General features: G+C 25.6%; 14 protein-coding genes. 11 read left to right on the top strand and 3 right to left on the bottom strand.

What is annotated here, in order from left to right:
- The 3 genes from A500_RS14595 to A500_RS14585 form a co-directional block, all read left to right on the top strand.
- A partial coding sequence (locus A500_RS14595) for an ABC transporter permease (protein WP_016208335.1) occupies positions 1-665 on the top strand: 665 nt, incomplete at its 5' end.
- A gap of 159 nt (positions 666-824) precedes the next feature.
- The gene (locus A500_RS14590; protein ID WP_016208334.1) at positions 825-1,496 is read left to right on the top strand and encodes a response regulator transcription factor; all 672 of its coding nucleotides are present in this window, start codon (positions 825-827) and stop codon (positions 1,494-1,496) included.
- A gap of 2 nt (positions 1,497-1,498) precedes the next feature.
- Positions 1,499-2,695, top strand: coding sequence for a sensor histidine kinase (locus tag A500_RS14585; protein ID WP_016208333.1), 1,197 nt, complete (start codon positions 1,499-1,501; stop codon positions 2,693-2,695).
- A 183-nt stretch (positions 2,696-2,878) separates the two neighbouring features.
- Here A500_RS14585 and A500_RS14580 read toward each other — a convergent pair whose 3' ends face one another.
- Positions 2,879-3,292, bottom strand: coding sequence for an EamA family transporter (locus A500_RS14580; RefSeq protein WP_016208332.1), 414 nt, complete (start codon positions 3,290-3,292; stop codon positions 2,879-2,881).
- A 364-nt stretch (positions 3,293-3,656) separates the two neighbouring features.
- On the opposite strand from A500_RS14580, the gene A500_RS14575 reads away from it, so the two are divergent.
- A complete protein-coding gene (locus A500_RS14575) occupies positions 3,657-4,322 on the top strand; it encodes a hypothetical protein (protein WP_016208331.1) in 666 nt (221 codons plus the stop codon).
- A 235-nt stretch (positions 4,323-4,557) separates the two neighbouring features.
- Here the strand turns inward: A500_RS14575 and A500_RS21765 are convergent, their stop codons facing one another.
- Entirely contained in the window at positions 4,558-4,686 is a 129-nt protein-coding gene (locus A500_RS21765; protein WP_278245131.1) for a hypothetical protein, read from the bottom strand.
- Between the two features lie 446 nt (positions 4,687-5,132).
- Between A500_RS21765 and surE the strand changes: the two genes are divergently transcribed.
- Together surE and A500_RS14565 are read left to right on the top strand one after the other, a co-directional pair.
- Positions 5,133-5,897, top strand: a complete 765-nt coding sequence (gene surE / locus A500_RS14570; protein WP_016208330.1) for a 5'/3'-nucleotidase SurE — start codon at positions 5,133-5,135, stop codon at positions 5,895-5,897.
- A gap of 2 nt (positions 5,898-5,899) precedes the next feature.
- Positions 5,900-7,462, top strand: a complete 1,563-nt coding sequence (locus tag A500_RS14565; RefSeq protein ID WP_016208329.1) for a ClC family H(+)/Cl(-) exchange transporter — start codon at positions 5,900-5,902, stop codon at positions 7,460-7,462.
- A 50-nt stretch (positions 7,463-7,512) separates the two neighbouring features.
- Here A500_RS14565 and A500_RS14560 read toward each other — a convergent pair whose 3' ends face one another.
- A complete protein-coding gene (locus tag A500_RS14560; protein WP_016208328.1) occupies positions 7,513-8,325 on the bottom strand; it encodes an N-acetylmuramoyl-L-alanine amidase family protein in 813 nt (270 codons plus the stop codon).
- Between the two features lie 190 nt (positions 8,326-8,515).
- Here A500_RS14560 and A500_RS14555 point away from each other — a divergent pair, with 190 nt between their 5' ends.
- From A500_RS14555 to A500_RS14535, 5 genes are all read left to right on the top strand, one after another.
- Positions 8,516-9,316 (top strand): rhomboid family intramembrane serine protease, encoded by an 801-nt coding sequence (locus tag A500_RS14555; protein ID WP_016208327.1) that lies wholly within the window; start codon positions 8,516-8,518, stop codon positions 9,314-9,316.
- A gap of 175 nt (positions 9,317-9,491) precedes the next feature.
- Positions 9,492-10,265, top strand: a complete 774-nt coding sequence (locus tag A500_RS14550) for a hypothetical protein (RefSeq protein ID WP_016208326.1) — start codon at positions 9,492-9,494, stop codon at positions 10,263-10,265.
- Positions 10,266-10,286: 21 nt separating this feature from the next.
- Positions 10,287-11,372: an AAA family ATPase gene (locus A500_RS14545; RefSeq protein WP_016208325.1), complete on the top strand. Its 1,086-nt coding sequence runs from the start codon at positions 10,287-10,289 to the stop codon at positions 11,370-11,372.
- A gap of 12 nt (positions 11,373-11,384) precedes the next feature.
- Positions 11,385-12,728 carry a vWA domain-containing protein gene (locus A500_RS14540; protein ID WP_016208324.1) on the top strand — a complete coding sequence of 448 codons (1,344 nt, stop codon included), beginning with the start codon at positions 11,385-11,387 and terminating at the stop codon, positions 12,726-12,728.
- 231 nt (positions 12,729-12,959) lie between these two features.
- Positions 12,960-13,616 carry a hypothetical protein gene (locus tag A500_RS14535; protein ID WP_016208323.1) on the top strand — a complete coding sequence of 219 codons (657 nt, stop codon included), beginning with the start codon at positions 12,960-12,962 and terminating at the stop codon, positions 13,614-13,616.
- Positions 13,617-13,702 lie beyond the last annotated feature (86 nt).

Genomic DNA, 13,702 nt, shown 5'->3' with positions numbered 1-13,702 from the left:
TATTAATAGGAAGTAACATGGTTCCATCTCCTAAAACTACTATATATGAATTATTAAGATTATTAAAAAATGATTTTATATATCATATTTTATATAGTATGCATAGAATATTAGGAGCAATATTGATATCATTAATTATAGGAATTCCTGTTGGTATAGCTATTGGAATGAGTGATTTAATAGATAAAATAATATCACCAGTAGTATATTTATTATATCCAATACCGAAGATAGCATTCTTACCTATATTTATGGTAATGTTTGGAATAGATGATAAATCTAAGATAATATTAATGGTTACTATAATTGTTTTTCAAATTTTAATAGTAACAAGAGATGCAGTGAAAGAAACAGATAAGGATGTACTAATATCAGCTAGAGTTATGAAATTTACTAAAATTGATACAATAATAAAAGTGATAATTCCATCAATAGCTCCAAAAGTATTTTCAGCTTTGAGAGTAAGTATAGGAATCGCAATTTCAGCTTTGTTTTTTAGTGAAAATTATGCAACTAAATATGGTATAGGGTATTATATAATGAATGCATGGTCAATGGTTGATTACAAAGGAATGTTTGCAGGAGTATTAGCTCTTAGCATTATGTCTCTTATTATATTTAAAATTATAGATTTATTAGAAAAGAAAATATGTCCATGGGTATAAAAAATAGCTATATCGATTTTGATATAGCTATTTTTTATTTTATAGATAATTATATTTAATTTTATTTTAAGGTTTCTATGATAAAATCGTATTATATAAATAAAAACAAATAGAATTTAGGAGCTAATTTCCTTATTTATAACATAAAGGAGGATAAGTATGAGATTATTATTAGTAGAAGATGAAAAAGAATTATCAGAAGCATTATTTCAAATATTAATGAATAATAAATATTCAGTTGACTCAGTTTATGATGGTGAAGAAGGCTTGGATTATGCTTTAACAGGAATATATGATGTTATAATTTTAGATATTATGTTACCAAAGTTGAATGGAATAAGTTTATTGAAACAATTAAGAAAAGCAGGGATATCTACTCCAGTAATTATGCTTACAGCTAAAAGCCAAATTGAAGATAGGGTACTGGGGCTTGATTGTGGAGCAGATGATTATTTAACAAAGCCTTTTGCAACAGAGGAGTTACTTGCAAGGTTAAGGTCTATAACTAGAAGAAAAGGAAATGTAGTAAATGACAATGTATTAACTTATGGTGACATAAGATTAAATATAGAAACTTATGATTTAGATGTTAACTCTGAAAGTATAAGGTTAACTTTAAAGGAATTTGAGATAATTAAGTATTTTATGGAAAGACCTAAATGTGTAGTTAGTAAAGACGATTTAATAACTAAACTATGGGGATTTGATTCAGAGGTTGAGTATAACAATATAGAAGTATATATTTCATTTATAAGGAAAAAACTAGCATATTTAAACTCTAAAGTAAGCATTATCACAATAAGAGGTGTAGGCTACAGAATGGAGGAGTAATTTTGTTTGATAAGTTAAAGAAAAAATTTATATTTATAAATATGTCTTTGTTAACATTAGTGTTTATAGCAATTTTTGGAACAATATATATTTTTACAGCAATAAGCATGGATAAAGATTTAGAAAGAGAATTAAGGAGTACAATGTTTAATCCACGTAAACCGGCACCCGATTCTCCAATGATGGCAGGAAGCATAATCATAGAATTGAATTCTGACAATACAATATCAACAGTAATAAAATACATAGAAATTGATAGCGAAGATTTAAATAATACAATAGATAAAATTATTAAAGGAGATAAAAAGTTTGACAGGATAAAATTAGCGGATAATAGCTATGGGTATCTGAAGGAAACTACTCTTAAGGGAACTAAGATTATATTAATGGATAGAGAACCACAAATAAATACTCTTTCAAGTCTCTTAAAAGTATTTATAGCTATTGTTGGTATAAGCTTAGTGATTTTATTATTAATAAGTATCTATTTAACTAATAAAACTATAGAGCCTATAAAAGAAAGCTTTGAAAAACAAAAGCAATTTATTGCAGATGCGTCACATGAATTAAAAACTCCTCTTGCTATTATAAGAACTAATACATCTTTAGTTTTATCTAATAAAGATGAAACTGTAAATAGCCAAATTAAATGGATAAATTATATAAATAATCAAACTGAAAGAATGGCGAAATTAATAGATGAAATGTTATCATTAGCTAAGCTCGATACTGGTAGAGAAATTATAGAGTTTTCGATATTTGATTTAAGTAAATTATTAAACAATATTTTATTAACATTTGAAGCAGTTATATTTGAGAGCAAAATTGAATTAGAGACAAATATTTCAGATAATATATTTGTAAGGGGAGATAAGGAAAGTATAAAAAAAGTATGTATAATACTATTAGATAATGCAATTAAATACACAAATCCTAATGGGAAAATATCTGTATTTCTTAATTTAGACAAAAGTAGAATAAAGTTAATAGTTAAAAATACTGGAGATGGTATAAAGAATGAGGAGTTAGATAAAATCTTTGAAAGGTTCTATAGGGTAGACAGCTCTAGAGCTAGAGAAACAGGTGGATATGGATTAGGTCTTTCGATAGCTAAATCCATAATAGAAAGCCATAGTGGGAAAATATATTCAGAAAGTAACCTAGGAATAGATACTACATTTGTAATAGAATTAAATTGAGAAATAACTTGTTAAGGTTACAGTGCTCAAATAGTTTATTAGAAACTACTTCTTAGTTTCTAATAAACTATTTGAGCACTAGTATAAAAATATTTTAATTCAACAGAGTTGAATTATTTACATAACTGTGAATTGTACTTTGTGAACTGAGAACTGGAAAGTTTCTTAGACAAATATTAAAAGTTATAAAATTAGAACAAAAGTTCCAATAGTAATAAAAATTCCACCTATTATAGTTTTAGCAGTTAAAGCCTCTTTTAATATTATAAAGGCTAATACCATAGTTATTACAACACTAAACTTATCTATTGGAACAACCTTTGAAGCTTCCCCTATCTGTAAGGCTTTATAATAAAATAACCATGATAGGCCAGTAGCTATACCAGACAAAATTAAGAAAATCCAACTTTTTTGACTTATGTTACTAATTTGATTTAAGCTACCATTTATAAAAACTATTCCCCAAGCCATTAGTAAGACTACAACAGTACGAATTGCAGTAGCTAAATTTGAATTTATGTTTGCTATTCCTATTTTAGCTAAAATAGATGTAAGGGCGGCAAAAAGAGCCGATAGTAATGCATAAACAACCCACATATGAACAACTCCTTTAATATTAAATTTTTTATCAATATAAAATCCTCCATAAAATATATAAGTATCATTTAGTTATATATTACCATTAAATATGAAAAAATGTGATTATAAGAAATAAGAAATATAGGATTCATTAATATTTCAATAAATTCAAAATTAGAAATAAAGAAATGTATAAATAATTAAAAAACACACATAAAATGAACAATTAAAGCATTATATATATTAAGAAGGAGTTTGAATTCGAATTTAAATTTAATAATATTTAATACTTAAAAAATTATTAATTATTAACAATAAAAAGAGGATAACTGTAGTAGAGTATAGAATTAGTAACTGTATCAAACTTTATGGAGGGGGTAGTATGGTATTATCAACTAATCCAGCAGTTAGACTATACGAAATTTTAAGTAAATCAAAAGAGCTTTGCAGTAATACTGCTAACAAACAAAGTAGGTTTAGAACGGTGGAATCAGCTCTTGCTCAGGTTTTTGACTTGGATATTAACGATGACGAAAAAATATTTAAATCTATCATACAAATTATTGAAATGATAGAAAATATAAAAAAACTAACTAACAAGATTGAAAGCAATTCGAAAGATGAGTTAGTAAGATCTCTTACTAATTTTGAAAAGAAAATTATGGCTATAGGATTAGATGATGATATACACAAGTTAGATATTATAATTACAAAGGAAATATTGATATCTATAAATGGATTAGCATTAGCTTTAGATGTATGCAATCAATATAAAAATATTGAAGAAGAAAATTTGATGAAGTTTAAAGAAAAGATACAAGTTTTAATAGAAGAACTTGAAGAATTAGATGTAAATTATGAACTAAAATCATTTTTAAATGATGTACTTAGTGATTTATACTATAAGATAGAAGAATACAAAATATACGGAATAGATGGCCTAAAATCATCTATAGAACAAAACTTAGGAAGTATAATGCTTAATAAAAATATTTGTGAAGAAGCATATAAAAATAAAAATTTTAAAGAAAATATAAAAAAATTTTAAGCTTACTTACAAGTATTAATACTACTATTTCTTTTGTAAAAAACATAATACCAATAGCTCAAGATGCTAGTGATATAGTAAATAGATTATTAGGTTAGAATATAGATGTATAAAAAGGGAGCTGTCGGACAATTAAAAATTAAGAATGCAAAATGAAAAATTAATGAAAATAATTATCCATTTTTAATTATTAATTCTTAATTAGGCTGTCTATTCGACAGCCCCTTTTTGTTTGTTAAACTTTATTTATATGTTGTACGAGTAGATGGTTCATTTTCTCCATATTGGAGTTTTTCATTAGCTTTATTTTTGATTTTTCATTATAATTAGATGATGATGGATTATTATAATTTTTATTTTTCATTTTAAATCCTCCTAAATTATTATTATCAATAATAGAATTCCCATACTAGAAAAAATTATAGATAAAAGAGTTAACAACTATTATTATTTAACAATATATAAAATTTCACTTGCAAATTCAAAAAAAGTATTTATAGTAAAGTTATAGGAAAATATAAATATAGTTTTAAAGTAAAAAGAGCAAATACTAAAAAAGAGTGAAATATATATAACAGATTAGTTTATGCTTATAACATTAAATACAGATTTAAACTCTAAGATAAATTCATATAAGTTAATAGCGAGGTGTTTAGAGAATAATAAAAAAATACTAAAAGAGTAATATAAGTGAAATAAATTCAACTATATTACTCTTTTTCATAATCTACAACTTTATGATAATATATAAATAAAAAGTAATTATATAATAAATAGTAAGAATAAGAAAAATTAACTGGAGGAGATTATATGAAAATATTAATTACTAATGATGATGGAATAAATGCTAGAGGGATAAAAACTTTAGCAAAGGAACTTTCAAAAAAGCATAAAATTATAGTAGTTGCACCTAGGGAACAAAAAAGTGCTTCTAGCCATTCTATATCAATTCATAATCCCATTAAGATAAGAGAAGAAAAAATAGATGATAATTTTAAGGCATACAGTTTAGTAGGAACACCAGCTGATTGTACTCAAGCAGGATTATCTTTACTTGGGAAAAATATAGATTTAGTTATTTCAGGTATTAACAGAGGGTTAAATTGTGGAACTGATATTTTATATTCAGGAACGGTATCGGCAGCAATAGAAGGAGCAATATATAATGTACCATCTATTGCTATATCAATGGAGGTAGATTGGGAGAGAGAAGATGAGGATTACACTAAGGCAGCTAATTGGATAAGCAAAATAATAGATGTAGCAAAAAAATATTATTTAAAAGATAATGTAGTTTTAAATGTTAATGTTCCAAATATTGGTAAAGAAGAAATAAGAGGACTAAAAGTATGTAGACTAGGAAAGTCAACATATAAAACAGATTATATTTTAATTGAAGAAAATGAAGATAATGTTTATATAACAAAAGGAACCAGAAATGATATATCAGAGAATGATTCTGACTTATATTTTTTATCCAAAGGCTATGTAACAATGACTCCTTTACATTTTGACTTTACTAATTTTAAAATATTAGATGAAGTAAAAAATATATTTGAAAATAAGGTGATTTAGTTTTGGAAGAAGAAAATATAAAAGATATATTAATAAAAAGAAAAAATATGAAATTTAGATTAATAATCCAAGGTATTATTATAGGTTTAATTACAGGTGGGATAATAGTATTAAATAGAATATTTATAAAAAAACTTTCTTCAATTTTCTTAGATTTGTATTTATGGGGAAATAAAGGCTTAATAAATACAATTTTAGTAATAATTATCTTAGCTTTAGTGGGTATTTTAGTTGGATTTATGTCTAAAGAGGAAAATATGATATCAGGTAGCGGAATTCCTCAAGTAAAAGGAAGAGTAATTAATAAATTGAAGATGAATTGGTTTAGAATACTTATATATAAATTTGCAGGAGGAGTTTTAGCATTATCAGCTGGTCTCTCTTTAGGTAGGGAGGGTCCATCTGTGCAAATTGGAGCTTCTATAGGAGAAGGTATAGCAGAGAGTACTTATAAAAAGATGCCAGTAAAGAAAGAATTTTTGATAACAGCAGGAGCATCAGCAGGACTTTCAGCCGCATTTAATTCTCCGTTATCAGGAATAGTATTTGCACTGGAAGAAATTCATAGAAATTTTTCTCCATTAGTTCTATTATCGGCTATGGCGGCGGCAATAAGTGCTGATTTTATATCGAAAAATTTTTTAGGAATGGAGCCAGCTTTAAATTTCAATGAAATGAGTGCATTGCCATTAAAATATTATTGGGTACTAATTATTTTAGGATTTATAACTGGTGTCATGGGAGTTATATTCTCAAAAGGAATATACTTGTTTCAAGATATATACTCTAAGTTAACGAAAATACCAATAGAAATAAAAATAATGATTCCTTTTATAATAACTGCTATTATAGGTTTAACATTGCCAATTTTATTAGGCGGAGGCCATGAGTTGATAATGGATTTAAATTCAGAAAAACATGCTATTTCATTTTTAATAATATTATATTTAGTAAAATTTTTATTATTATTAATTTGTTTTGGCTCCGGGGTGCCCGGGGGAATATTCCTTCCAATGCTTTTACTTGGGGCAATAATAGGGAATGCAATAGGAGTTTTTTCTGTAGATATTTTAGGTATAAATAATTCTTTTATGATAAATTTCATAGCTCTTGGTATGGCAGGATATTTTGCCGCGGTGGTAAAGGCTCCAATAACAGGAATAGTACTTATAATGGAAATGACAGGATCATTTACTCATCTTCTTTCATTATCAGTAGTTGTAATAATAGCTTATATAACTTCTGAGGCATTGAAAAATCAACCTATATATGAAGTTTTATTGGAAAGACTACTTAAAAGAGTTGGTGTAAGTGATGAGGAGAATAATGCGAAGAAAACAATAGTAGAATTTGTTGTTGAAATGGAGAGTATAGTAGAAGGCAAATATATATATGAAATAAATTGGCCTAAAGACTGTTTACTTGTAGCAATAAAACGAGGAGATAAAGAAATAATTCCAAGAGGTTCTGTAAAATTAATTAGTGGAGATTATATAGTTGTTTTAGTTAATATAGATAAAAGATCAGATGTAATTGAATATATTACCGAACTTACTTTAGCGTAAAACAAATATTTTTAAAAATAGTAATTAGTAGATTAATTTTAAGCAATCTACTAATTACTATTTCGTTTATTAATTAAAGATTCCTTATTACTCTTAATATAGCTTAATATAGCATCATTTATAGCTTCAGCACAATTACTCTGCCCTAAATCAGAGTTTAAATATTTTTCATCAGAGGCATTACTCAAGAAACCTAATTCAATTAAGCTTGAGATACTTGAATTTAATTCTAATACTGCAAGAGCATCATCTTTACTTTTATAAGTTTTTAAGCCTCTATCCTCTGTATAATTTAACTTTAATAAATATTGTTGGATTATATTAGATAATTCTTTGCTGTCATTATTAGATAGTTTATACCAAGTTTCTAATCCTTTTGAATCTGGGGAATCATAATTACTATTACAGTGAATAGATATAAATAAATCTGCATCAAAGACCTCGGGTATTTTTATTCTTTCTTTTAAGCTATCATTTGCTGTTTCAAGCCAAGAAAGAGAATCATTTGTTCTTGTATAAACAACTTTCATTCCATTAGATTCAAGTAATTTTCCTAATTTTAAAGATATATTTAAAACAATATCTTTTTCAAATACTCCAGTTGTTCCTTTTGCACCAGTATCCCAATCCCCGTGTCCAGGATCTATACATATTATAAATTTCTCTTCAGTTGAGGAAGATGATGTAGTTATTTTTTGGTTTACAGAAGAAACATTATTATCCTTATTACCCAGTAGTATAATAAAGAATGATACACAAAGTACACTTAGAAATATAGAAATTTGAAATATGAGTTGTCTTCGCCTCTTTCTTTTATAAAGTAATTTTCTTCTATATTCAATATCAAAAACTTTAGGTTCCATATAAACACCTCTCATTAAGTTATAATAAATCTATAAGAATCATATATTAATTATACTTAACATAAGAACAATTGTAAATAAATGGAAATAAAATAAAAAATATCCTTTGTTGATAATAATGGTATATTGATATAAACTATTTATAACAACTTATATAATAAAGTAATTATAAAAGGAGTAATTTGAAGTTATGAATTGGTTAAATAAATTAGAAAGAAAATTTGGAAATCTTTATATAAGGAATTTAATGCTTATAATAGTATTAGGAAATGCAGTAATATATTTTATTACTATGATTAATGGAAATAATGAACTAATAAATAATATAGTATTGGATTCAAGCAAGGTGCTAAATGGAGAAATATGGAGACTTATAACATTTATTTTTGTACCAGAAAGTACATCTGCTTTTTGGGTAATTTTCACCTTATATTTTTATTATCTAGCAGGGTCTGGTCTTGAAGAAGAATGGGGAGGCTTTAAGTTTAATGCATATTACCTAATAGGTATGTTAGCTTCAATAATAATAGCATTCTTAACAGGAAAGACAGTAACAGGTTCATATGTTAACCTTTCACTATTCTTAGCATTTGCAAAAATATATCCAAATTTTCAACTATTATTGTTTTTTATAATACCTCTAAAGGTTAAATATATTGCAATATTCAATTGGATTATGATAGGGATTAGTGTACTTTCAGCTATATTTTTAAAATCTTTAAATGGAGTGATAATAGCTTTAATTCCAGTTGTAAATTACTTAATATTCTTTGGAAAAAGTATATTTACAGGAACAAAAAGTAGTGCAATGAATTATCATAGACAGCAAAAATTTAAATCTAAAATTAGAGAAGTAGAATTTATTCATAAATGCGTTGTGTGTGGAATAACAGAAAAAGATAATACTAATATGGAATTTAGATACTGTTCAAAATGTTCAGGAAAAAAGTGCTATTGTATTAATCATATAAAGGATCATGAGCATAAATAAAAAATAAAAGGGTAAAAGTATAGAAATATATTTTTACCCTTTTATTTTATTTTTTATAATTATAAATATTAAATAATAGTAATTATTCATTAAATATAGTATAATAAATAACAAGATAGATATTAACTTTATTATAGATTATTTTAAAGTATAGAAAGAATAAGGAAGGACAATTATGGAAAGCAATGATTTTAAAAAAATATATGATAATCCTTTGTATATTAGGTATATAGAAAATCCAAGTGAGGAATTAATATTTGAAGCTATTAAGAGAAATGGATTAGCAATAAGATATATAGATAATCCAACTAGTATTATGAAGGAAAAGGCAATAAAAAATAATCCATTAGCAGTGGAATATATTAAAGAGTTAGACGAAGAAAATGCTATACTAGCAGTTAAATTATTATGGAATTCTTTAAAGTATATAAAAGATCCAACTGAAAAAGTAAAACTTGAAGCTATAAAGGCAAAAGGATGGGCGATACAATTTATAGAAAATCCGACTGAAAGTATGCAGATGATAGCAGTTTTTAAGGATTACGATGCAATAAAATATATAAAAAATCCTTCAGAAAAGGTACAATTAGAAGCAATAAAAAAATATTGGGCAGCAATAAAGTTTATAGATAATCCAAGTTTAAAAGCTAGAAGAGAAGCAGTAAAGGGAAATGAAGAGGCTATAAATTATATTAATTTTGATTTAGATGAACTAAAAATATTAATTGGAGATAATATAAAAATTGTAAAATATGTTTATGATTCTATAGATGTAGATTTTGTGGTGAATGTAGTAATAGATAAAATAAAAGAAGATTTTATAGATGAAAAATATATAAAAGATTTTTTAGAACTTGAAATATTAGAGATGGATAAGATAAATTTTATAAGTGAATATGGAAGTAAAAAAGCTAAAATTTTATTAGTGGATTATAAACTTTCAAGATAAGACAACAAGAGGTGATAAAATATGAAATTTTCAGAAGCTATAAGTACTATAGAATTAATTTTAGAGTCAGGAAGTGTTCCATTAATAATAGGTGAAGCTGGTATAGGAAAAACATCTTTAGTAAAAAAAATATGCAAAAGTAATAGTTATTATTTAGTAAACATAGATGCAAATCTTCTAAAAGAAGGTGAAATTGGCGGATTACCAATAGTTGAAGATGGAAGAACTAAATATGCAACGCACTATAAGCTTATTGAAATGAAAGAAGCTATAATAAATTATAACTATAATGGAGTACTATTATTTATAGATGAATTAAATAGATGTGAGCATGCAGTCCAACAAGAGCTTATGAATTTAATATTAAATAGAGAAATAAACGGATATAAATTAGATGATTCCATTAAAATAGTAGCGGCTATGAATCCTTCAAATAAGTATGATGGTTTTGAAGATAGTGAGTATCAAGTAGTTGATATGGATAAAGCTCAAGAAGATAGATTTGTATGGATTGAACTGGATTCTGATATAAAAGAATGGATTAAATGGGCTATGAGTGAGGATGGAAACGTAAATGAAAATATAATTGAATTTTTATCAACATTTCCAGAGTATTTGAATACACCAAATTCAAATGAATCTATAAAAGCTACACCAAGAAGCTGGGAAAGAGTAGCTAAAGCTTATAATATATATATGAAAAATAGTAATAACTATTCAATTGATATATTCTATAATGTGGTTAAAGGAAATGTAGGGGTAAGTATAGCAACAGATTTTATAAATTATATTAAGAATATAAAAAATCAATTAATTAAACCAAAGGATCTATTTGAATATATTATTTTACCAATAGAAGTAAAGGAAGAGATAAGAAAAGAAAGCCATTCAAGATTATATATATTAGCTAAAAATTCCTTACGATACCTAGAGGAAAATAATACAGAGAATAATAGAAAACTATTTGGAGATTTATTAATTTGTTATCCAAAGGATTTAAGACTTGGCATAATGAAAGAAATAAAAAGTGATTCTAGCGAAAGATTATATAAAGATTTATTAAATGAAGATACATTTTTAGATGCATTCTTTAATATTTTTCAATAAGGAATGAGGAATATGATATTTGATGATAAACGTAACAATTTATTAAAGCAAGCATTAAAAATTAAGGAGCATGGAGAGTTAAATAGTGATTTTGAAAGAAACTTCTTTTCTTTAGTAGAGTCTGTTGTAATTGATATGATAGATGGTGAAGATAACTTTTTTGGACAATTTTTAGTGAAAATTGAAAGAAGCATAAGGTTTAATATAACATGGCCACTAGCAACAGTTCCTAAAATGCAAGGATTTAAGATGTATTTTAATCCAATATTATTTTTAATGTGTAATAAAAAGGAAATGCAAGCTCTTTTTAAACATGAGGTGTACCATATAATGTATGGGCATCATCAAAGAGAAAAAGATCTTAAAAACAAATATACAACAACTTCTGTGAATTTAGCACTTGATATCTCTATAAATCAGTTTATAAAAAACTTGCCAATGGATAGTTTTAAGATAGAAAGTATCAATAAAGAATATAACTTGAGTCTTAGAGAAGATAAATCTATTGAAGAATATGCTGAAAGTATAGAAAAGGCTATAAGATCAAAATTTTTAAAGAGCATGAAATCAAATAATAGTGAATCTATAGGAGAAATGCTTGATATTTCAAAGGCTCATGATGCATGGGAAGAAAGTAATTTAAATTATGATGCAATAAAGGATATGACCAAGAAAACAGCTATAAGTTCATTTAAAGGCAATGCTCCTAAAGATATAAAAGCAATTATTAATGCATATACAGAGAAGGCAGAAATACCATGGCAAGAAACATTAAAAAAATTAATGCCATCGCTTAGAGCAGGAGAAAGAAAGACTATAACAAGAAGAAATAGAAGACAACCAGATAGATTAGATATAAGGGGAACTCTTCCTAATAATATTCCAGAAATTATAGTCGCCATAGATATAAGTGCATCTATGAGTGAAGAAGAGGTGCATAAAATAATGATTGAAATACTAGAAATAACTAAAACTAGAACTAATAAAATTACTGTAATAGAATGTGATAATGAAATCAGACGTGTTTATGAAATGAAATCTAAGAATGATATTAAAAAAAGAACATCTAATATAGGATCAACTAAATTTTCACCAGTATTTAAATATATAAAAGATAATAAGATGAGAAATCATGTGCTTATATATTTTACTGATGGGGTAGGTGAAAAGGAATTAGAAGTTAAGCCAGTTAATTCGAATATAATTTGGGTATTAACAGGAGATGAAGATTTATCTTTATCAAGACCTTATGGAGAAATAAAGAAAATAGAAGGTAGGGTAGAAAAGGGTGAAGGTGGAACTGCAGGATTAGAGATGATTAAGGAGTATCAACAAGAACATGGAAGATACTTTTAACATGGTTAAGTAATAAGTTGTGAATTATAATTTTTGGTTTACAGTTTTTTATAAGGTAACAGGTGACAATTAAATATTTATTCCTTGTTATCTGCTACCTATAAAATGAAAACTAGCAACTAACTATGTTTTGTGAATTGTATGCTAGAAAGAAGAATTAATTTGCAATTTAAAAGCGTACTGGTATTAGTCAATAATCTATGATATAATACAAAAATATGGGGGTGCATTATGAAATCTTATAAGATAAGTAAAAATAATAGTATTCTTTTAATATTGGCAGTATTGATTATAAGTCTATTGATAAACGTTTACACGTCAATTATGAATTCTCGATATAAAATACTAGTAGGTAAAGAAACCTATAAAAGTGTTGAAGAAATAAGAAATAGAAATGAAGGAGCATTGAATATATTAAATCAGAGTATAAAAGCAGGTAGCATAAGTAATGAAGAATTACTTGCTTTATATAAAAATTATAGTTCAATGTCAGATGAATTCACTAATCTATGGTCAAATTATAAAAATTATGGAAAAGAAGAAATTATTACTATAAGCAAAAAATCTAAGATATCAAAAGAAATACCTAATGAAGTATATTCAAGAATTGAAAGCTTATTATTTGAATATTTAAATTCTGAAATGAAGAATCAAAATGATAAAATTATTTTAGAAGGTGAAACATTAAATAACTTTTCAGCTATGAATAATATGTCAAACCAACTAAATGAGTTTTTTAAGGAATTTAATCAAGAAAAGTTTAGTAATAAGACTGAAGAAGATAAGGAGATAATAACAATTAAGAAAAATTATTGGATAGATATTTTAAATGGAATAAATTCTATTATGGATCCTTATATTAATTATGAATTTACTATAAAAAGTTAGTTTTAATACTCTAGAAATAGAGTATTTTTATTTTAATGAAATTTTTAAGGCAATAATAAGAATATGTGATATAGTTATATTAATAA

The sequence above is a fragment of the Clostridium sartagoforme AAU1 genome (assembly GCF_000401215.1).
GTDB classification, from domain to species: Bacteria; Bacillota; Clostridia; order Clostridiales; family Clostridiaceae; genus Clostridium; species Clostridium sartagoforme.
This window is presented reverse-complemented; position numbering and strand designations above follow the sequence as displayed.